This window comes from Pseudomonas sp. AU12215 (assembly GCF_001675465.2).
Lineage (GTDB): Bacteria > Pseudomonadota > Gammaproteobacteria > Pseudomonadales > Pseudomonadaceae > Pseudomonas > Pseudomonas nitroreducens.
On the sequence record NZ_MACM02000054.1, the window covers coordinates 14,842 to 34,733 of the forward strand.

A 19,892-nucleotide genomic window follows, 5' to 3' on the forward strand; every position below is an offset into this window, starting at 1 on the left:
CGTTCAGGAGAGGCTTACAGATCGAAATCGTAGTCGGACAGTTGGCGCTGCAGGCGACGCTCTTCCAGGTAGTTATCGATGATGCGGCGCTTGGTCAGGTTGGTCTTGGCGACCTCTGCCGTGGCTTCTGCGCCGTCATCGCTGTCGTCTGTGCTGACATCGTCCTCGAGTTCGAGGTCTTCTTTGTCGTTTGCCATTCGGTGCACTCCACAACACGGGGTGTGTTGGCGCCCCTTATAGCGACAAAGGAGTGGGCGGTAAAAAAGATTTTTTCAATCAGCCTGAAGGAATTTTCCCATAACGCTCAATCGTCCGACGTCTTGTGCTTGTACTCGCACAGGTCCTCGATCCGGCAACTGCCACACTGCGGCTTGCGCGCCTTGCAGACGTAGCGTCCATGCAGGATCAGCCAGTGGTGCGCATCCAGCAGGTATTCCTTGGGCACGAACTTGAGCAGCTTGCGCTCCACCTCCAGCACATTGCGCCCCGGCGCGATGTTGGTGCGGTTGGATACGCGGAAGATATGGGTGTCCACCGCCATCGCCGGCTGTCGGAAAGCCGTGTTGAGGACCACGTTGGCAGTCTTGCGGCCCACGCCGGGCAAGGCTTCCAGGTCTTCACGGTTCTCCGGCACCTGGCCGCCATGCTTCTCGATGAGGATGCGGCAGGTCTCGATGGTGTTCTTCGCCTTGCTGTTGTACAGGCCGATGGTCTTGATGTACTCCGACAGGCCCTCCACGCCCAGGGCGTAGATCGCTTCCGGGGTATTGGCCACCGGGTAGAGCTTGGCGGTGGCCTTGTTCACCCCCACGTCGGTGGCCTGGGCGGAGAGCAGCACCGCGATCAGCAGCTCGAAGGGCGAGCTGTAGGCCAGTTCGGTTTCGGGGTTGGGGTTGTCTTCCTTGAGTCGGCGGAAAATCTCCGCGCGCTTGGCGGCATTCATTCGATCACTCCGGTCACGCGGACGCGCTGGCGCTCGGTGGCAGGTACGTTGCCCGCCTGCGCCTTGGCGCGGTCCGCCAGGCTTTCATCAATACGGTTCTTGAGGGCGATCAGCAGGCCCAGCACCAGGAAGGCGCCGGGCGGCAGCACCGCCAGCAGCAGGCCCTGGTAACCGGGGACCTGTACTGTCCAGTCGGCGGCGGCCGGGCCGAACAGCAGCTCCATGCCGGCCAGCAGGGTGCCATGGCCGAGCAGTTCGCGCAGGGTGCCGATGATCAGCAGGACCAGGGCGAAGCCCAGCCCCATCATCAGCGCGTCGAAGGCCGAGCGTGCCAGGTTATTCTGCGAGGCGAAGGTCTGCGCGCGGCCGAGGATCACGCAGTTGGTGGTGATCAGCGGTACGAAGATGCCCAGCACCTGGTACAGCTCGAAGCGCCAGGCCTGCATCAGCATTTCGATGCAGGTGGTCAGGGTGGCGATGATCAGCAGGAAGGCAGGCAGGCGCACGGTCTCGCTCAGCGTGCTGCGGATCAGCGAGACGCTGACGCTGGAGCAGACCAGCACGAAGAGTGTCGCCAGCCCCAGGCCGAGGGCGTTGACCATGGAGCTGCTGGTCCCCAGCAACGGGCACAGGCCGAGCAGTTGCACCAGGCCGGGGTTGTTCTTCCACAGCCCCTGCAGGGCGATTTCGCGGAAGCCGGGGTCATTCATGGTTTTCTCCCGAGGCGGGGGCGAGCAGCTCTGCTTTGTGCGCGTCGAAGTACTGCAGCGCCAGGTGCGTGGCCTTGACCACCGCGCGCGGGGTGACGGTGGCGCCGGCGAACTGGTCGAACTGGCCGCCGTCCTTCTTCACTTTCCAGCCGTTGTCGCCCGGATCAGTCAGCGACCGTCCGTCGAAGCCGTGCAGCCAGCCGCTCTTGCCCAGTTCGATACGGTCGCCCTGGCCCGGCGTTTCATGGTGGGCCACGACCCGCACGCCGAGCAGGCGGCCCTGTGCAGTCACGCCGACCAGCAACTGGATCGAGCCGCCATAGCCATCCCGTGCCACGGGCTGGAGTACGACCGCCGTGGCCTGGCCCCGGAGCCGGGCGATGTAAGCGGGTGCCGGCTCGTCGCGGCCCAGCAGCTTGGGATCGAAAGCGCTGACTTCGGTTTCCAGCGGATGGTTGTCATAGCTGCCCCTGGGCAGCAGTTCCAGCAGCGTGCGGCCACGCGCTTCGCGCTGGGCGGTATCGATGCGCTGGGCGGTGAGCTGGTGAACGGTCGCCACCACGCCCGTGGCGATCAGCGCGACCAGTCCCAGTGCCAGGGCGCTCTTGAGCAGTTCGCGGTTCATTGCTCACCTGCCTTGAAACCCTGCTCGGGCTTCTTGTGCCCGTAGGTGCGCGGGCGAGTGAAGGCGTCGATGGTTGGCGCGGCGAGGTTCATCAGCAGCACGGCGAAGGCCAGGCCGTCCGGGTAGCCACCCCAGGCGCGGATCACGTAGGTGAGCACGCCGACGCCGATGCCGAACACCAGTCGGCCACGGTTGCTGGTGGCGCCGGACACCGGGTCGGTGACGATGAAGAAAGCGCCGAGCATGGTCGCGCCGCTGAACAGGTGCAGCAGCGGCGAGCCGTGGGAGTCGGAGCCGGAGCCGTTCCAGAACAGCAGGCTCATGACGAACAGCCCGCCGAGCATGCCCACCGGCGCGTGCCAGGTGAACAGCTTGCGCCAGAGCAGGAACAGGCCGCCGGCGAGGAAGGCCAGGTTCACCAGCTCCACGCCGCGCCCGCCGACACTGCCGAAGGCCGGAGACTGCGCCAGCAGTTCCTCCATGGTCAGGCTGCGGTTGTTGCGCACCACGTCCAGCGCGGTGGCGCCAACCCAGGCGTCCGGCGCCTGGCTGGTGAAGCCGAAGATCTGCCGCAACCCTTCGCCGAAGCCAAGCGCGCTGTCCGGCGCCGGCCACTGGCTCATTAGCTGTGGGAAGGATACGAGTACCGCGGCATAGCCGACCATGGCGGGGTTGAACGGGTTCTGCCCGAGGCCGCCGTACAGGTGCTTGCCGAAGATCAGCGCGAATACCACCGCGACGCCACTCAACCACCAGGGCGCGTAGGGCGGCAGTGCGAGGGCGAGCAGCACGGCGGTGACCAGCGCGCTGCCGTCCTTGAGGAAGAATGCCAGCGGCCGATCGCGCAGCTTGAGCATCACGGCCTCGGTGGAGAGGGCGAGCAGGCTGCACCAGAGCAGGTTGAAGAGGGTACCCACTCCGTACAGGCCGATCAGCACCAGGGCGCCGGGCGCGCAGGCGGCCAGCAGCGTCAGCATGACCCTCTGTGTACGGTTGCTGCCGGTGGCGTGGGGGGAAGTGAGGCGAGGAAGCTTCATCGAGGCGCCTCGCCATTGGCATCGGCGACGGCGCGTTCGGCCGCTTGCAGGCGTTCGCGGGCCGAGGCCAGGGCGTGGTCGCCGGCGCCTTCGCGCTCGAGCTTCTTCAGGTCGGCACGGGCGTAGGCCAGTTCGGTCTTGGCGGCGCGCAGGGCGGCTGTCACCGGGCGCTTGTCGGTACGCACGAGGTCTGGCGGCGCCTTGCCGCTGGCGTCTTCGGCGGCGTGCAGGGCGGCTTCCGCGGCAGCGAGGGTCAGGCGGATCGCGTCCAGTTCCTCGGCGGTGGCACCTTCGCGTTCAGCGGCGCGCAAGGCATCGCGCTGGCTGATGTAGGCCAGCTTGGCCTGGCGCAGGGCGAGTACGCCGTCGACGGGCTGGGCGGCTTGCGGATCGGTCGGCACAGCGGCCCCCTGCAATTGGTTGAGTTGGCGTTCGATGCGCTCGACGTCCGCACGCAAGGAGGCGAGGGTGGCGCGCTGCTCGTCCGTGGGGGATTCGCCGAAGGCCTTCTCGGACTTCTTCAACTGGGCGCGGGCCATGGCGGCGTCGATCTTCGCTTTCTTCAGCGCGGCTTCACCGGAGGCAGGCGCAGCGAATGGCGCCGGCGCGGCGTTGGTGCCCTCCGATTCGGCTGCTGCCAGTGCGGCCTTGGCCTGCTCGGCGGCGATGCGCAATTCGGCCACCTGGGCGCGCAGTTGGTCGGTGTCGTGGGTGGCCAATTGCTTCTCGGCTTTCTTCAGCGCCACCTGGGCCATGCTTGCTTCGATCTTCAGGCGCTTGAGTTGGTCGGGCGCATTGCCCACGGACTTCTCGGCCTTCACCCGTTCGATGACCGATTGCGCGGCGGGCGCGCTCGGCGATGCGATTTCGGGCTGTTCTTCCTGCACACGCGCGGCGCGTTCCTGGCGGGCCAGGCGGTCGGCGGCGCGCCGATCTTCTTCGTTGCGCAGGCGCTCCTGGCGTTGTTCGAAGCGCAGGCGCGATTGCTCGGCCTTCAACTGCCGCTGTTCCAGTTCGCGGATCTCGGCCTTGGATGCGCGATAGTACTGCACCAGCGGAATGCTCGACGGGCACACGTAGGCACAGGCGCCGCACTCGATGCAGTCGAACAGATTGTGCGCCACGAGTCGCTCGTGATCCTCCGCGAAAAAATACAGCTGTTGCGGCAACAGGCTGGCCGGGCAGACCTGCGCACAATCGCCACAGCGGATGCATGGCATGGCCGGCGCCGGCAATGGCAGCTCTTCGGGGGTGGCGGCCAGCAGGCAGTTGGCGGTCTTGAGCAGCGGCGCGTCGAGCGATGGCAGGCTGTCGCCCATCAGCGGGCCGCCGAGGATCAGCCGGTCAAGCTTGTCGAGATCGAGGCCGGCGAAATCCAGCAACTCGCCCACCGGCGTGCCGATCAGAGCTTCGACGTTGCACGGGCGCGCCAGCGCGGCGCCGGCCAGGGTGGTGATGCGCGAGATCAGCGGTTGCCCGCGCAGCACGGCGTCGGCCACGGCAACGGCGGTGGCGACGTTCACGCAGAGCATGCCGATGTCCGCCGGCAGGCCGCCGGAAGGGACTTCGCGGCCGGTGAGAACCTGGATCAGCTGGCGCTCGCCGCCCGAAGGGTAGCGGGTCGGGATCGCCTGCAGCCGGATGTTCCGCTCACCGATGGCGGCCTGCACGGCGGCGATGGCCTGGGGCTTGTCGTCCTCGATGCCGACCAGCACCTGTTGCGGCTGGAGGACGTGCATCAGCACCTCGATGCCTTCCACCAGTTCGACGGCGCGTTCGCGCATCAGCAGATCGTCGGCGCTGATGTACGGCTCGCACTCGGCGCCGTTGATGATCAGGGTATGCAGGTCGTCCTGCGCGCGGGAGGCCAGCTTGGCGGCGGTGGGGAAGCCGGCGCCGCCGAGGCCGGCGATGCCCGACTGGCGGATGCGCTCCAGCACTTCGACGCCGGAGAGCGAGCTGTAGTCGGACAGGGGCACACGCGTGGACCATTCCTCTGCGCCGTCGCTTTCAATGACGATGGCGGGCGCCGTCAGGCCGGATGGGTGTGGGTAAGGCTGCTCGCTCACCTCGACCACGACACCGGAAGTCGGCGCATGCAGCGCGGCGCTGATAGTGCTGCCGGCCTCTGCGATCAGTTGGCCCTTGAGTACGCGCTGGCCGGCCTCGACGCAGGGGCGCGCGGGCTCGCCGATATGCTGTTGCAGGGGCAACACCAGCCGGCGTGGCAGTGGCGGATGCTGGATCGGCGTGGCGGTGGATTGCTGCTTGTTGGCTGGCAATCTCAGGCCGCCCGGGAAATTCCAGACCTGCATGTTCATGCCGCCTGCTCCCGGTCGCTGTGGATCAGTCGGCCCTGCGGCAGCGGCCACCTCCAGTCGGCGACGCCTACCGGCAGGTCGCGCATCTCGATGCAGTCCACCGGGCAGGGTTCCAGGCACAGGTCGCAGCCGGTGCACTCGTCGACGATCACCGTGTGCATCAGCTTGGCGGCGCCGACGATGGCGTCCACCGGGCAGGCGCGGATGCACTTGGTGCAACCGATGCATTCGGCTTCGCGGATGTAGGCCACGCGCAGCGGCGTTTCTTCGGCGGCGTCCAGCGGCAGCGGTTCGACGCCCAGCAGGTCGGCCAGGGCGGCGATGGTCGCGGCGCCGCCGGGCGGGCACTTGTTGATCGCATCGCCGTCGGCGATGGCCTGGGCGTAGGGCTTGCAGCCGGCATAACCGCACTGGCCGCACTGGGTTTGCGGCAGCAGGTCATTGATCTGCACGGCGATCGATTCGTCAGCGACCTTCACCCGCGCCGACGCCAGGCGCAACGCCACGGCGCCGGCAAGGCAGAGCAGGATGATCAGCAGCGCCGCGATCATGGCTTGAGCAGCCCGCTGAAGCCCATGAACGCCAGGGACATCAGGCCCGCGGTGATCATGCCGATGGCCGCGCCCTTGAACGGCTTGGGCACGTCGGCGATGGCGATGCGCTCGCGCAGGGCGGCGAACAGTACCAGCACCAGGGTGAAGCCCAGCCCGGCGCCGAATCCCTGGAAGATGGACTGCAGAAAGCCGAATTCGGGCTTGCGGGCATTCAGCAGGGCCACGCCCAGCACGATGCAGTTGGTGGTGATCAACGGCAGGAAGATGCCCAGCCCGCGGGCCAGCAGCGGGCTGGTCCTCTTCACCAGCAGCTCGGTGAACTGCACCACCAGGGCGATCACCAGGATGAAGGCGATGGTACGCAGGAATTCCAGGTCCAGCGGTTGCAGCACGTAGCGCTGCAGGATGTAGCTGAAGGCCGAGGCGAGGGTGAGCACGAAGGTGGTCGCCAGGGCCAGCGCAAACGCCGCCTCGATCTTGCGCGACACGCCCATGAACGGGCAGATGCCGAGGAATTGCACCAGCACGAAATTGTTGACTAGGATGGCGCTGACCAGGATCAGGGCGAGTTCGGTCATGGCCGGGCACTCGCAGCCAGGCGCGAGGGGAGGCGGATCATGCTCGGAGACCGGTGGTCGGCGGGTTGATGGCGACGAGAGTGCATAGGTCGAATACAAGGTGCGAAGTCGGTAATTGTACCTCCCCGAAATCAGTTGCGGTGCCAGGGGTGGCGGGAGGAACATCAGCGGCTGCCGAACCTGATCGGTTCCCCTCACGGAAGTCGCGATGCGCAAAACTCTGTCCGGACGCCTCACCGCACTCTGCCTGCTGTTCTCCAGTGGCCTGGCTTCGGCTGCCCCCTTTACCACGTCTGACCTGGTCAGTTGGCCGCGGATGAATGTCGCCGATTTCGCCTGCCTGCTGGAACAGCGCACCGGTCACGCCGACGCGCAGTTCAGTTGCGCCGCCAGCAGGAAGCTGAGCAACTGGGGTGACGCCTGCCATGACACCGACCTCAGCTACGCCGGCCCGCAATTGCCCGAAGCCTTGGCGCGGCAACTGAACCCGCATGTCACGGCGGTGGACCTGGACTGGGAGTACGGCCGCCTGCAGTCGGTGAACGTCACCTTCGACAAGATCATGACCGCGGAGGAAGTCGCGGACATCTTCCCGGACGTGAACCTGGAAGACCCGACATCACGGGAAAACCTGAGCAACGCCTCGCTGCAGGACTGCGCCGAAGACGCCTCCTGCCTCTATCTGGAAGGTTTCGAGCACCTGGGCGGCGGCGATGTGGACTGCGAGGACGCTCAGTAGGTCATGCAGGTGGCGTTGAGCAGCCCCACGCACAGCGAGGCGCCGCCGAGGAACACGCCGTGGGCCAGGGTATTGTCGGCAATGCCGCCCTTGAGCTCCGGCACCACGCGCGACAGCCCGAGGAATACCAGCACCTGCACCAGCATGGCGATCGCGCCCCAGATCAGCATGTCGATGATGCTGACGCTGTGGGCGATGGCGCTTGCCAGCGGCAGGGCGAAGCCGAGCAAGGTGCCGACCAGTGCCACGGCGGCACTGAGGTTGCCCTGGCGGATCAGCTGGATTTCCGCGTAGGGCGTCAGGCGGATGTAGAGGCTGGTGAACAGGCCGAACAGGCCGATGGCCGCGGCAAAATACGCGAGAAAGTTGGGCAGGGTCTGCAGCAGGTTCATGGCAAATCCTTCAGACGAAATAGTGGGGGACGAAGCGGCTGCTGTCGCGGGTGATGGCACTGGCGTCCTCGCGGATGCCCAGGCCGGCGGCCTGGCCGTCGATCACCCAGCAGCCGAGCACGGCGTAGTTGTCGCCGTGCCTGGCCAACGGTGCGTAGCTTTGATAGATGCAGGGCGCGTCGGCATGGGGGCCGTCGCTTTCCAGCTGCAGATCGCCGGCGACGATGCGGATGTTCTCGCCCTCGCGCGAATACAGGGGCTTGCGCACGTAGGCGCCGGGGAGGTCCTGGCGGTAGCTGGCCGGTAGCAGGTTCGGATGGCCGGGGTTGAGCTTCCAGAGGATTGGCAGCATGGCCTTGCTCGACATCAGCAGCTTCCAGGCGGGCTCCAGGAAGCGGATGTCGCTGCGCTCCAGGTGCTCGGCGAAACTGTCCTGCAGCAGCCACTCCCAGGGATAGAGCTTGAAGCAGTGACGGATGTCCTGCTCGTACTGGTCGATGAAGGTGCCGCGCCCGGCGTGGTGGCCAATGAATTCCAGCGGCAGGTAGCGTGTCGGCAAGCCGGCCTGGTGCGCGGTATCGAGTAGGTAGAGGACATTGCCGGTGTCTTCCTCGTGGCCATCGATGGCGGTGAAGTGCAGCGTGCCGTCGGGGGCGATGGCCTTCCAGCGCGCGATCAGCTTCTCGTGCAGCGAGTTGAACTGGTCGGCGTCCGGGTTCACGTCGTTCAGCCATTGCCACTGCACCACGCTGGCCTCCAGCAGGCCGGTCGGCGTGTCGGCGTTGTACTCGAGCATCTTCGGCTGGCCGTCGCCGTTCCAGGCGAAGTCGAAGCGGCCATAGAGACTCGGGTCCTGGCGCTGCCAGGAGCGGATGATTTCCTCGCGGGCACCCGGCGGCAGCTGGAAGGGCTCGAAGTGGCCGGTACGGATCACCCATTCCACACATTCCAGGTAGCGCTGGTGCAGGTCTTCGCTGGCGGCTTCCAGCGTCTCGATCTGCTCGAGGCTGAATTCATAGGCCACCGATTCGTCCCAGTACAGGCCGTCGATGCTGTGGAAGGTGAAGCCGACCGTCTCGCAGCGCTCGCGCCAGTCGGGGCGCGGCGTCATCGCCAGACGACGCATCAGCCGCCCCCGGAGAAGCGGGCGCCGGAGTGGCCGAAGCCGCCCCGGGTGACCAGTTGGCGCGACTGAACCTGGTAGGTCTGTGCCGTTTTCGGCCTCGAACCCTCCTCGTAGCTCGGCCCACGATAACGCCCAGAGCTGCTGCCGACATAACTACCGCCGCCGCTGCTGCTGGTGCCCGACTCTGGCTCGCAGGCGTTGGGCGTGGTGCCCCAGTCCTTCAGGCAGTCCTCGCGGTTGGCGTAGAGGTCGCGGTACACCGGGTTGTGGTGCAGCACGCTGTAGAGCACCCCGCCGGTGAGCAGGGTGGTGAAGACGATGTTGGATTTCTTCATGCTTTGTTCGCGGTGCGCCTGGAACCGAGTTTTCGCCACAACCAGCGCAGGATCAGGCCGGCGATGAGCAGTACCACCAGCAGCGGCAGGCCGAAGGCGGCGACCTGGATGGCATTGACGGTGCCGTCGGTAAGTTCGTCCAGCGAGTTGCCGAAGGCCCTGCCGATACGTGACCAGCGACCGGTCGGCTGGTATTCGCTGGAGAAGTCCAGGGTCAGCAGGTTGGTGGCGATGCGTCGCTGTTGTTGGGCGGAGTCCTGGCGGGCGGCCTGCAACTGCTGCTCGACCTCTGCGGTGGCCTTGGCCAGGGCCAGCAGGTCGCTGACGCTCATGTCCTTGCGGCCCTGGAAGCCTTGCAGGGTCTGGTACTCACGCTCCAGGCGCTCGCGCAGCTGCTGGTTGTCGCTCACCGCCTGGGCGAGGTCTTCGGCCTGGGTGCGGCGGCTTTGCAGTTGGCCGCCTTCGGCCGCGAGGGCGACGAGCTTTTCCACGCCTTCGGGGACGATGCGAACCACGAGATGCGCGTTGCGCATCTGGCTGTCGCCGCTTTGCTCGATGGCAATCAGCTCGCAGGGGCCGAAGCGGTCCTGGGTGCAGGCATCGCGGGAGGCGGCCAGCTGCGCGTCGATACGCTCGCTGGCCAGGCGGATGCCGACCTGGTGTTCATAGGCGAGGAAGGAACCGGCCTTCGCCGCTTCCCCCTGGAAAGCGGCGCCGGAACCGGCGGCGTGCTCCGAGGGAGCGCCGCAGCCGGCGAGGGCGGCGCTCAGGAAGAGCGCTGCGCAGTGGTGCAGTTTCATCGAGGGCCTCCTTGCCGTCCGATGCTTACTTGACGCGCTGGCCCGGCTTGGCGCCGCTGTCCGGGCTGAGCAGGTAGATCTCTTCACCGCCGGGGCCGGCGGCCAGGACCATGCCCTCGGAGACGCCGAACTTCATCTTGCGCGGGGCCAGGTTGGCCACGTACAGGGTCAGGCGGCCTTCGAGCTTGCTCGGGTCCGGGTAGGCGCTCTTGATGCCGGAGAACACGTTGCGCTTCTCGTCGCCGATGTCCAGGGACAGGCGCAGCAGCTTGTCGGCACCCTCGACGAACTCGCACTTCTCGATCAGCGCGATGCGCAGGTCGACGGCGGCGAAGGCGTCGAAGTTGATTTCCGCGGCGAGCGGGTCCTTGGTCAGCTCGCCATTGCCGGCGGGTTTCGGGGCACTGGCGAGGAGGTCTTCCTTGGAGGCTTCGATCATGGCTTCGATTTTCGCAGGCTCGATACGGGTCATCAGCGGGTTGAACGGGTTCAACTGGTGATTGGCCAGCAGTTGCTCGTGGTCGGCCCATTTCAGCGGGGCGACGTTGAGGAAGGCTTCGGCGGCAACGGCCAGCTTCGGCAGTACCGGCTTGAGGAAGATCACCAGCTGGCGGAACAGGTTCACGCCCAAGGCGCAGATGGCCTGGACTTCGTCCTGCTTGCCTTCCTGCTTGTTCAGCGACCAGGGCGCCTTGTCGGCGATCCAGGCGTTGGCCTGGTCGGCCAGGGCCATGATTTCGCGCATGGCGCGGCCGAAGTCACGGGCTTCGTAGGCGGCGGCGATGCTCGGCGCCGCGTCCTTGAAGGCCAGGGCCAGTTCCGGCGCGGGGTTGGCGTCCACCAGCAGGCCGTTGTTGCCCTTGTGGATAAAGCCGGCGCAACGGCTGGCGATGTTGACCACCTTGCCGACCAGGTCGGAGTTGACCTTCTGCACGAAGTCCTCGAGGTTCAGGTCGAGGTCGTCCACGCCGCGGCCCAGCTTGGAGGCGTAGTAGTAGCGCAGGTATTCCGGGTCCAGGTGGTCCAGGTAGGTGCGCGCCTTGACGAAGGTGCCGCGCGACTTGGACATCTTCTGGCCGTTGACGGTCAGATAGCCGTGCACGTTCAGCGCGGTCGGCTTGCGGTAGCCCGCGCCTTCGAGCATGGCCGGCCAGAACAGCGCGTGGAAGTTGACGATGTCCTTGCCGATGAAGTGGTACAGCTCGGCGTCCGAGCCCTGCTTCCAGTAGGCGTCGAAGTCCAGCTCCGGACGGCGCGCGCAGAGGTTCTGGAAGCTGGCCATGTAGCCGATCGGCGCATCCAGCCAGACGTAGAAGTACTTGCCCGGCGCGTCGGGAATCTCGAAGCCGAAATACGGCGCGTCGCGGGAGATATCCCACTCCTGCAGGCCGGAATCCAGCCACTCGGCGAGCTTGTTGGCCACCGAATCCTGCAGGGCGCCGCTGCGGGTCCACTGCTGCAGCATGGCCTGGAAGTCAGGCAGCTTGAAGAAGTAGTGCAGCGATTCCTTGAGTACCGGGGTGGCGCCGGAAATCGCCGATTTCGGGTCCTTCAGCTCGGTGGGCGAGTAGGTCGCGCCGCAGGCTTCGCAGTTGTCGCCGTACTGGTCGGCGGTGCCGCACTTCGGGCAGGTGCCCTTGATGAAGCGGTCGGCCAGGAACATCTGCTTTTCCGGGTCGAAGTACTGGGTCACCGGGCGGGTGGCGATGTGGCCGGCGTCACGCAGCTTCAGGTAGATGGCCGAGGACAGCTCGCGGTTCTCTTCCGAATGGGTCGAGTGGTAGTTGTCGAACTCCACCAGGAAATCGGCGAAATCGCCCATGTGCTCGGCGCGCACGCCGTCGATCAGTTGCTCGGAGGTAATGCCTTCGCGCTCGGCGCGCAGCATGATGGCCGAACCGTGGGCATCGTCCGCGCACACGTACACCGCCTGGTTGCCACGCATTTTCTGGAAGCGAACCCAGATGTCGGTCTGGATGTACTCCAGCATGTGACCGAGGTGGATCGAACCATTGGCGTAGGGCAGGGCGCTGGTGACGAGGATCTTGCGGGCTTCGGACATGATGATCGGCCGTTCCGGTTAAAACGAGGGAATCGGCAACTATATAGGTCTGGGGCGAAATTTTCATCCGTGGGCCGCTTGGCCGTAGGGCTGAGCCCGAACTACCCCCGATGATCCCGAGCAAGGGGCGGACGAGAGGCGTAAGATGCCCGCCTATTCTGCTCAGTCTTTCATCGGGAGTACCCATGAGCGCCGTTACCCGTGCCACGGTGGAGGCCGTCCTCCGCCAGATCAACGACCCCCACACCGGCCAGAACCTGCTGGACGCAGGCTACCTGCACGAGCTGGACATCCAGGGCGGGCGTGTCTCTCTGACCCTTGAGCTGGGTTACGCCGCCGGCCTGTTCAAGAATGGCCTGGCGCAGACCGTGCAGATGGCCCTGGAGGCGCTGGACGGCGTCGACTCGGCGCAGGTCAAGGTGGAAACCCACATCGCCGCGCACAAGGCCCAGGCCCAGGTGCCGGGCATGAGCAACGTGAAGAACATCATCGCCGTGGCCTCCGGCAAGGGCGGCGTGGGCAAGTCCACCACCGCCGCCAATCTCGCGCTGGCGCTGGCCCGCGAAGGCGCCAAGGTCGGCATCCTCGACGCCGACATCTATGGGCCGAGCCAGGGCATCATGTTCGGCATCCCCGAGGGTACCCGGCCGAAGATCCGCGACCAGAAGTGGTTCATCCCGCTGGAGGCCCACGGGGTGGAAGTCATGTCCATGGCCTTCCTTACCGACGACAACACCCCGGTGGTCTGGCGCGGCCCGATGGTCTCCGGTGCGCTGATCCAACTGATCACCCAGACCGCCTGGAACGACCTGGATTACCTGGTCATCGATATGCCGCCGGGCACCGGCGACATCCAGCTGACCCTCGCGCAGAAGGTCCCGGTGGCCGGTGCGGTGATCGTCACCACCCCGCAGGACCTGGCCCTGCTGGACGCCAAGAAGGGCGTGGAGATGTTCCGCAAGGTCAACATCCCGGTGCTGGGCGTGGTGGAGAACATGGCTGTGCACATCTGCTCCAACTGCGGCCATGCCGAGCACCTGTTCGGCGAGGGCGGCGGCGAGAAGCTGGCGGCGCAGTTCGGCGTCGACCTGCTGGCCTCGCTGCCGTTGTCCATGGCCATCCGCATGCAGGCCGACGGCGGCAAGCCCACCGTGGTTGCCGACCCGGAAAGCCAGCTGGCGATGATCTACCAGGAAACCGCGCGCTGCGTCGGCGCCCGCATCGCCCTGAGCGAGAAGGCCGCGCCGGCCATGCCGAATATTTCCATCAGCGACGATTGAAGGCGCGACAATGCCACCGGGCGCGCCCCTTTGCCGGCTGGCGCGCCTGCCGGTAAGATTCGCCTTCTTTTTCAACCGCCGCACAGGACACCCGCCATGAGCATCAAATCGGACAAGTGGATTCGCCGCATGGCTCAGGAGCACGGCATGATCGAGCCGTTCGTCGAGCGCCAGATTCGCGGTGCCGATGACAGCCGGGTGATTTCCTACGGCGTTTCCAGCTATGGCTACGACGTGCGCTGCGCCGCAGAATTCAAGGTGTTCACCAACATCCACTCGGCGGTGGTCGACCCGAAGAACTTCGACGAGAAGAGTTTCGTGGACATCAACAGCGACGTCTGCATCATCCCGCCGAACTCCTTCGCCCTGGCCCGCACCGTCGAGTACTTCCGCATCCCGCGCGACGTGCTGACCATCTGCCTGGGCAAGAGCACCTATGCGCGCTGCGGCATCATCGTCAACGTGACCCCGCTGGAACCGGAGTGGGAAGGCCACGTGACCCTGGAATTCTCCAACACCACCAACCTGCCGGCGAAGATCTACGCCCACGAAGGCGTGGCGCAGATGCTGTTCCTGCAGTCGGACGAAGCCTGCGAAGTCTCCTACCGCGATCGCGGCGGCAAGTACCAGGGCCAGACCGGCGTTACCCTGCCCAAGGCCTGATGGCCCTGTGCTGCACGAAGAACCGGGCCTTGGCCCGGTTTTTTATTGGAACGAAGAACCTTTAGGGCAGTGGGCCAGGACGAATTCCGCACGTTTCTGCAGGCTGCACAGGGGCAGTTCCAGCACTCGATAGCCCAGCTCTTCGTATGCTTCAGCCATCACCGCCGCCGTTCGCTGCGCTTCGGCGAAGTCCTGCCGGCGTTCGGCATCGTTGCGGTAGATGGCTTCCCACGCGGGCGCCAGGAATACGGTCGGCCCGTAGCGTAGTTTCCGTGCGGCGATTTGCAGTTCTTCCGGAACCGGTATGCCGCAGAGCCTCGCATATCCCAGCACATCCGGCAGGCCGCGATCGAACAGCCACAAACCACCGCCATCGAGCGCCTGCGCACGAGTCGTCAGCGCGTGCTCGAACATTTCCCGGCAGAAGGCATCCCGGTTTGCCCACGGCAATGCATCGCCACCACGGAGCAGTTGCTCGCGGATGATGGCGCGGCCGCCTTCCTCGACGATGTTCAGGCCGTGATGGCGGTGCAGGTGATCGAGCAGTGTGCTCTTGCCGGCGCCGGGGCCGCCGGTGATGACGATGAGGGATTCGGACATGGCGACGACTCCTGGGAAAGGATGCAGGGGAGTACCAGCCGGGGAAGGTCTTGCAGGTAAGAAATGCAGCGGAGAGGAGGCGGGAAAAAAGAAAGGCACCCAAGGGGTGCCTGAATATGATCATGGAGTAAGTCGACAATTCTGATTCCGGGGCGGAAGCGAAGTTCCCGGCCCCGGAAAAATTTTTCAGATCATCACTTCTCCGGCACCAGCGTCAGGCGATTCACGCCGTAGACCTTCTCAAGGTTCTGCGACTGGAAGGGGAAGCTCATGTAGTTGCCCTTCAGCCAGGCGTCGATACCGTCTGCGTAGTGCGGGCTGGCCGGGTTGCCGGATTGGCCGCTGCTATTGAGGCCGATCATCGGCTCGCTCTGGCCGAAATCGACGACGATGCGCATGGCCGGGATCAGCCAGGTGTTGAAGTCCTGGCCCCAGTGGTAGGCCGAGACGTTCAGCGTGCTGTGGTCGCCGCCGGCCGGGTAGGGGCCGCGGTCCAGGTAGCCCTTGATCGCGCCGAGGCTGGCGCGCTCGCCGGCACTGAGGTTGGGCGCCATCTTGGTGCTGTCGCTGACCCACTCGTAGGTGTGCAGCTTGCCCCACTGCCAGGTACGGCGGTCGCTGCCCAGCTTCTGTTCGCAGAAGGCGGTGGCGGCGGCCAGGCTGCGGGCGAGGATGGTCGGTTTGTCTTCCTTCTGCGGGGTGCGGGTGTCATCCCAGAACGGGCTGTCGTCACGGCCCAGCAGGTGGTCGGCCTGGGCCGAGTAGGAGAGGTTGGCGGTCTCGACGAAGGCTTTCCAGGACGGGCTGTCCTCCGGGCCCAGTTCATCGAGGAAGATCTGCTTGCTGCTCTCCTGCAGGAAGGCTTCGTACAGGGCGGCGTCGCCGGAGGTAGCCGAGAGCTTGCCGTCGAACGCCATGATCCGGTCCAGCGCTTCGCGGGCGCGGGCGCGCTGGTCGGCGGGCAGGGCGTCGATGGCTTTCTTCAGCGGCTGCTCCATGCCCGGTGCATCGAACATGGCCTGCAGCTTGCCGGCAAAGGGCGTGGTCTGGTCGTACTGCATGGCGATCATGCTGCGGTAGTCGTGGCTCTTGCTGCCGCCGGCGAGTTGGGCGATGCGCTCGTAGCGCTCCGGGTAGTACCAGGAACTGGACAGCTGCGCGCCGTAGCCTGGCTGCACGCTGCGGTGGTTGGCGGTGCCCAGCCAGCCCTGCTGCGGGTCCTGGTCGGACGGGTGGAGGATCGGATCGGCGTAGCCGTCCCAGTCATAGCGGCCGTCCCAGCCGGGCGAAGGCAGCAGGCCGCGGCCTTCCTTGCGGTTGGGGAAGCGCCCGGTGACCTGCCAGCCGATGTGCTTCTCGTCGGCGAACACGATGTTCAGCGCCATGGCGCGCACGTCGCGGGTGGCGTCGAAGGCCTGCTCGACGTTCTTCGCGCGGGACAGGTCGAAGAAGGCGTCGAGGGTGCGGTCGGTCTCGCCCTGGATGCTCTGGTAGGCGATGCCGTAGCCGCTGGATAGCGGCAGCGGTTGCAGGTCGTGCTTGCGCTCGCCCAGCGCGCTGTTGAGCAGCGGGCCGTGGCGAGTCTCGTAGATGACTTCGCGGACCGGGCTCTGGCCCTTGATGAAGAAGGTTTCATTGCGCTCGATGGCCGGTTTCCACTGGCCATCGGCGAGGTAGTAGAGCTTGCTGCCCTGGCGCTTCACCTGCTCAAGGAAAAGGTCCTGGTTGTCGCCCATGACCATGGTCATGCCCCAGGCCAGCTTGCCGTTGAAACCGGCGACCACGCCCGGTACGCCGGCGATGGAGACGCCCGCGGCGTTGTATTTCGGCGAGCGGATCTGCACGTAGTTCCACACCGAGGGCATGGACAGCGGCAGGTGGGTGTCGTTGGCCAGGATGCTCTTGCCGCTGCGCGTGCGCTGCGGGGCGATGGCCCAGTTGTTGGAGGCGGCGACGCCCATCATCTGCAGGGCGGCGACCTGGCCTGCCGCACGATCCAGGGCGTCGAGGCCGGCGATCCTGCCGTCCAGGCGCAGGCCCTTGAGTTTGTCCGCTTCCTCGAACGGTAGCGCTTCGTCCGGGTAGATCGGCGTCAGCCAGGGCAGCTTGTCGGCACCGACTTTCTGCGCCAGTACCAGGGAGGCGATTTCCTCCTGCAGGTTCACCGCCAGGCCGAAGTTCAGCAGGCTGAAGACCAGTGCGGAATCTTCCGGCTTCCAGTACTCGGGGCGGTAGCCGGACTCGGCGAGGTCCATCGGCAGCTTGTCGCGGTAGCGGTACAGGTAGGCGTTGACGCCGCGCGCGTAGGTCTCGAAGAAACGCTTGAGGCGCGGTGAGGCGCCGGCGTAGAGGGCGTCCGCGGCCTTCTTCAGGTTCACCGTGCGCATGAAGCGGTCGGTTTCCAGGGCGCCGGGGCCGACCATTTCCGACAGGCGACCCTGGGCCATCAGGCGCAGGCCGACCATCTGGCTGATGCGGTCGCTGGCGTGCACATAACCGAGGGTGAACAGCGCGTCGTGGAAGGTACTGGTCTCGATCAGCGGCATGCCCAGGCTGTTGCGGCGGATCGACACGTTGTCGGCCAGGCCCTTGATCGGCTGCACGCCGTAGCTGGGCGGCAGGCTGTCGGAGTAGCGGTCATTCAGCCAGCCCTGGCAGCCGGTAAGGCTGACAGCGGCAGTGACGGTGGCGGCAAGGCCGAAGCTGGGAAGCCGGCGGAAGGCACGCGGGGCCATGGGGATGTGCTCCTGCACAAAGAGGGTCGCGGAAAAGGCGCTACGTTAGTGAGCCGAGGATAGCTGTGCAAGCCGCGCGGGGCGGGATTTTCAGCAGCCGACGAATAGCTGGGCCAGACAGCAGAAGGCCCGCGCTCGGCGGGCCTTCGGGGCAGTGCTCGAAACCTGGGTCAGGCGCCGTGGCACTTCTTGTACTTGCTGCCGCTGCCGCAGGGGCACGGATCGTTGCGGCCCACGTCCTTGAGCGGGTTACGCGCAGGCTCGTGGCTGTGGTTGCAGTGCGGGCCGTGCACGTGGCCATGGTCATGATCGTGGTCGTGGTTGCAGTTCGGACCGTGTACGTGGGGTTCCTGGCTCATGGTGACGCTCACTCGGGGATGAAATCGCCGGGAATTATCTCGCCATTGCGCGCGATGTGCACGCTCTGTCCGAACAGCAGGCCGGTCTTCACTTCGCCGTCGAGGCGGTAGCGGATGGGCTTGTCCGGGTCTTCCAGTAGCTTGACGATGTACTTCATGTGCCGCCACAGGTTGGTGGTCACCGGTACTTCGAAGGTTTCGTGGCCGTTGGCTGGCACTGTGAACCAGTTATTCGACTCGCCTTCGGCCAGGTCGATATCGTTCAGCTTGACCTTGTAGGCCAGGCCACGGACCGGAAGGCTGAAATCGTTCGGGTTGTCGATGCGGAAATGCAGGACGAATTCCTGCTCCAGCAAACGAGCTTTCACGACGTCGACTTTCTGCAGCTTCACGTCGGGTTGCTCGAAATTACCTGTCATCCAGCCGCAGCCCGAAACAAGGCTGAACAGCCAGCACAGGCTGAGAATTCTTATCATTTGCGCCTGATAATTCATGTCTACCCCTCAAGACGCCCCAGTGTACCAAGCACCTGCTCGGCCGCAAGTTGTTGTTACGTTAAAAGAAGCTGCACCATACTGGCCGAATGTAACCGGCGGGTTAACACAGGAGAGTGAAGATGAGCCGTTATGAAATCGCGTTCTCGGGACAGACTATCCCGGGTGCACAGCTCGATACGGTGAAAGCCAACCTGGCCAGGCTGTTCCAGGCCGACGCCCAGCGCATCGAATTGCTGTTCTCCGGCCGCCGCATGGTGATCAAGAACAACCTCGACGCCGAGGCGGCGGAAAAGTACCGCAGCGTGATCGAACGCGCCGGCGCTGTCGTCGAAGTGGTCGACATGGACGCGCAGATCGAGGAGATCGAGCTGGCTCCACCGCCGCCGGCCGAGCCGGTCGGCACCGCAGTACAGCCGGCAGCACCTGCCTCCGGAGCGCAGGGACGCCTGAAAGTAGCGCCGCGCGACGAGTACATGGCCGCTTTCGCCGATGTGGAGGCGCCGGATTTCGGCCTCGCCCCGGTAGGCGCCGACCTGCAGGACGAGAAACCCGAGGCCGCCGCGCCGCGCGTGGACCTCAGCCAGTTCAGCGTCGCCCCCGTGGGCAGCGACATGGGCCAGGCCAAGCCCGCGCCGGCAGGGCCTGCGCCGGATACCAGCCACCTCAAGCTTGCGGACTGATCAGTCGCCCTGGTGCGGGTCGTCCTTGTAGACGAACTTGGGCATTTCCCAGCGGAAACGGATCGCCAGCATGCGGAACAGGAAGCCGGCGAACAGGGTGATCAGCATGGCCTGCTCCTTGGGCAGGTCGATCTGCAGGCAGATCAGGTAGCACCAGGCGCTGGCGAAGGACACGCTGGCGTACAGCTCGCGGCGGAAGATCAGCGGCACGTCGTTGCAGAAGATATCCCGCAGGATGCCGCCGAAGACCCCGGTGATCACGCCGCTCACGGCAGCGATCAGCAGGCTGTGGCCCATCTCCAGGCTGACCTGGCAACCGATCAGGGTGAAGGCCACCAGGCCCACGGCGTCGAGCGCGAGGAACATCGAGCGCAGGTGGCGCATCAGCGGGGCGATGAACACGGTGACCAGTGCGGCGCCAGCGGTGAGCGCCAGGTACTCCGGGTGGCGCACCCAGGTCAGCGGGTAATGGCCCAGCAGCATGTCGCGCACCGAGCCGCCGCCCAGGGCGGTGACGCAAGCCACCAGCACCACGCCGAACAGGTCCATGCTGCGCCGGCCGGCGGACAGAGCGCCGGTCATGGCTTCGGCGGTGATGGCGATGATGTAGAGAACGGTCAGCAGCATGGCGAAGTCCGGCAGGAGTAGCCGGTGCGGCGAATCACCGCCGCCCCGGAAAAAAGCGCGGATTCTAGCCCAGACACTGAACGCCCCCAAGGGGGGCGAGCGGGCACCTCACTCGATCCACGGGCCGCAGCATTTCTTCAGCTTGCCGCCGGCACCGCAGGGGCAGGGGTCATTGCGCCCCAGCTTCATCGGCACGGTGGGGTCGAGGAAGTACCAGCGAGATCGGAAG

At 65.7% G+C, this 19,892-nt stretch carries 23 protein-coding genes; 4 read left to right on the forward strand and 19 right to left on the reverse strand.

What is annotated here, in order from left to right; all coding sequences use genetic code 11:
• Positions 1-14: 14 nt before the first annotated feature.
• The 8 genes from A9513_RS13005 to rsxA all read right to left on the reverse strand — a co-directional run bounded on the left by A9513_RS13005 (position 15) and on the right by rsxA (position 6,768).
• Positions 15-197, reverse strand: a complete 183-nt coding sequence (locus A9513_RS13005; RefSeq protein WP_017521020.1) for a PA3496 family putative envelope integrity protein — start codon at positions 195-197, stop codon at positions 15-17.
• A gap of 107 nt (positions 198-304) precedes the next feature.
• Positions 305-943 (reverse strand): endonuclease III, encoded by a 639-nt coding sequence (gene nth, locus A9513_RS13010; RefSeq protein ID WP_037016056.1) that lies wholly within the window; start codon positions 941-943, stop codon positions 305-307.
• The gene (locus A9513_RS13015; RefSeq protein ID WP_065084965.1) at positions 940-1,653 is read right to left on the reverse strand and encodes an electron transport complex subunit E; all 714 of its coding nucleotides are present in this window, start codon (positions 1,651-1,653) and stop codon (positions 940-942) included. The genes nth and A9513_RS13015 overlap by 4 nt, the downstream gene beginning before the upstream one ends.
• Positions 1,646-2,278: an electron transport complex subunit RsxG gene (gene rsxG / locus A9513_RS13020; protein ID WP_065084966.1), complete on the reverse strand. Its 633-nt coding sequence runs from the start codon at positions 2,276-2,278 to the stop codon at positions 1,646-1,648. Before rsxG ends, A9513_RS13015 begins: the two co-directional genes overlap by 8 nt.
• Complete coding sequence (locus tag A9513_RS13025; protein WP_065084967.1) at positions 2,275-3,315, reverse strand: RnfABCDGE type electron transport complex subunit D; 1,041 nt, start codon at positions 3,313-3,315, stop codon at positions 2,275-2,277. The genes rsxG and A9513_RS13025 overlap by 4 nt, the downstream gene beginning before the upstream one ends.
• On the reverse strand, positions 3,312-5,636 hold the full coding sequence (rsxC, locus tag A9513_RS13030; protein WP_065084968.1) for an electron transport complex subunit RsxC: 2,325 nt from the start codon (positions 5,634-5,636) through the stop codon (positions 3,312-3,314). The genes A9513_RS13025 and rsxC overlap by 4 nt, the downstream gene beginning before the upstream one ends.
• On the reverse strand, positions 5,633-6,187 hold the full coding sequence (gene rsxB / locus A9513_RS13035) for an electron transport complex subunit RsxB (protein WP_024765241.1): 555 nt from the start codon (positions 6,185-6,187) through the stop codon (positions 5,633-5,635). Before rsxB ends, rsxC begins: the two co-directional genes overlap by 4 nt.
• Complete coding sequence (gene rsxA, locus A9513_RS13040; protein WP_065084969.1) at positions 6,184-6,768, reverse strand: electron transport complex subunit RsxA; 585 nt, start codon at positions 6,766-6,768, stop codon at positions 6,184-6,186. Before rsxA ends, rsxB begins: the two co-directional genes overlap by 4 nt.
• A 208-nt stretch (positions 6,769-6,976) precedes the next feature.
• On the opposite strand from rsxA, the gene A9513_RS13045 reads away from it, so the two are divergent.
• Positions 6,977-7,507: a hypothetical protein gene (locus A9513_RS13045; protein WP_024765239.1), complete on the forward strand. Its 531-nt coding sequence runs from the start codon at positions 6,977-6,979 to the stop codon at positions 7,505-7,507.
• On the opposite strand, the gene A9513_RS13050 is transcribed toward A9513_RS13045, so the two are convergent.
• The 5 genes from A9513_RS13050 to metG are packed head-to-tail and all read right to left on the reverse strand — an operon-like array spanning position 7,501 to position 12,222.
• Positions 7,501-7,899: a DUF350 domain-containing protein gene (locus tag A9513_RS13050; RefSeq protein ID WP_065084970.1), complete on the reverse strand. Its 399-nt coding sequence runs from the start codon at positions 7,897-7,899 to the stop codon at positions 7,501-7,503. The genes A9513_RS13045 and A9513_RS13050 overlap by 7 nt on opposite strands.
• A 10-nt stretch (positions 7,900-7,909) precedes the next feature.
• Entirely contained in the window at positions 7,910-9,025 is a 1,116-nt protein-coding gene (locus tag A9513_RS13055; RefSeq protein ID WP_065084971.1) for a glutathionylspermidine synthase family protein, read from the reverse strand.
• A complete protein-coding gene (locus A9513_RS13060) occupies positions 9,025-9,360 on the reverse strand; it encodes a hypothetical protein (RefSeq protein ID WP_065084972.1) in 336 nt (111 codons plus the stop codon). Before A9513_RS13060 ends, A9513_RS13055 begins: the two co-directional genes overlap by 1 nt.
• Positions 9,357-10,160, reverse strand: a complete 804-nt coding sequence (locus A9513_RS13065) for a DUF4349 domain-containing protein (protein WP_065084973.1) — start codon at positions 10,158-10,160, stop codon at positions 9,357-9,359. Before A9513_RS13065 ends, A9513_RS13060 begins: the two co-directional genes overlap by 4 nt.
• A gap of 25 nt (positions 10,161-10,185) precedes the next feature.
• Positions 10,186-12,222: a methionine--tRNA ligase gene (metG, locus tag A9513_RS13070; protein WP_065084974.1), complete on the reverse strand. Its 2,037-nt coding sequence runs from the start codon at positions 12,220-12,222 to the stop codon at positions 10,186-10,188.
• A gap of 185 nt (positions 12,223-12,407) precedes the next feature.
• On the opposite strand from metG, the gene apbC reads away from it, so the two are divergent.
• Positions 12,408-13,502, forward strand: coding sequence for an iron-sulfur cluster carrier protein ApbC (gene apbC, locus A9513_RS13075; RefSeq protein WP_065084975.1), 1,095 nt, complete (start codon positions 12,408-12,410; stop codon positions 13,500-13,502).
• A gap of 96 nt (positions 13,503-13,598) precedes the next feature.
• Entirely contained in the window at positions 13,599-14,165 is a 567-nt protein-coding gene (gene dcd, locus A9513_RS13080; RefSeq protein WP_017521037.1) for a dCTP deaminase, read from the forward strand.
• A 42-nt stretch (positions 14,166-14,207) separates the two neighbouring features.
• On the opposite strand, the gene A9513_RS13085 is transcribed toward dcd, so the two are convergent.
• The 4 genes from A9513_RS13085 to A9513_RS13100 form a co-directional block, all read right to left on the reverse strand.
• Positions 14,208-14,765 carry an AAA family ATPase gene (locus A9513_RS13085; protein WP_065084976.1) on the reverse strand — a complete coding sequence of 186 codons (558 nt, stop codon included), beginning with the start codon at positions 14,763-14,765 and terminating at the stop codon, positions 14,208-14,210.
• A 194-nt stretch (positions 14,766-14,959) separates the two neighbouring features.
• Positions 14,960-17,500 carry a penicillin acylase family protein gene (locus tag A9513_RS13090; protein ID WP_065084977.1) on the reverse strand — a complete coding sequence of 847 codons (2,541 nt, stop codon included), beginning with the start codon at positions 17,498-17,500 and terminating at the stop codon, positions 14,960-14,962.
• A 170-nt stretch (positions 17,501-17,670) separates the two neighbouring features.
• Positions 17,671-17,859, reverse strand: a complete 189-nt coding sequence (locus A9513_RS13095) for an SEC-C metal-binding domain-containing protein (RefSeq protein WP_065084978.1) — start codon at positions 17,857-17,859, stop codon at positions 17,671-17,673.
• Between the two features lie 8 nt (positions 17,860-17,867).
• Positions 17,868-18,353: an LEA type 2 family protein gene (locus A9513_RS13100; protein WP_024765231.1), complete on the reverse strand. Its 486-nt coding sequence runs from the start codon at positions 18,351-18,353 to the stop codon at positions 17,868-17,870.
• A 122-nt stretch (positions 18,354-18,475) separates the two neighbouring features.
• Between A9513_RS13100 and A9513_RS13105 the strand changes: the two genes are divergently transcribed.
• Positions 18,476-19,036 (forward strand): hypothetical protein, encoded by a 561-nt coding sequence (locus A9513_RS13105; protein ID WP_024765230.1) that lies wholly within the window; start codon positions 18,476-18,478, stop codon positions 19,034-19,036.
• Here A9513_RS13105 and A9513_RS13110 read toward each other — a convergent pair whose 3' ends face one another.
• Both A9513_RS13110 and A9513_RS34830 read right to left on the reverse strand, forming a co-directional pair.
• Positions 19,037-19,663, reverse strand: coding sequence for a trimeric intracellular cation channel family protein (locus tag A9513_RS13110; protein WP_024765229.1), 627 nt, complete (start codon positions 19,661-19,663; stop codon positions 19,037-19,039). It lies immediately after the preceding gene.
• Positions 19,664-19,771: 108 nt separating this feature from the next.
• Positions 19,772-19,892, reverse strand: a 121-nt coding sequence (locus tag A9513_RS34830; protein ID WP_176707236.1) for an SEC-C metal-binding domain-containing protein, incomplete at its 5' end; no start/stop codon positions are given.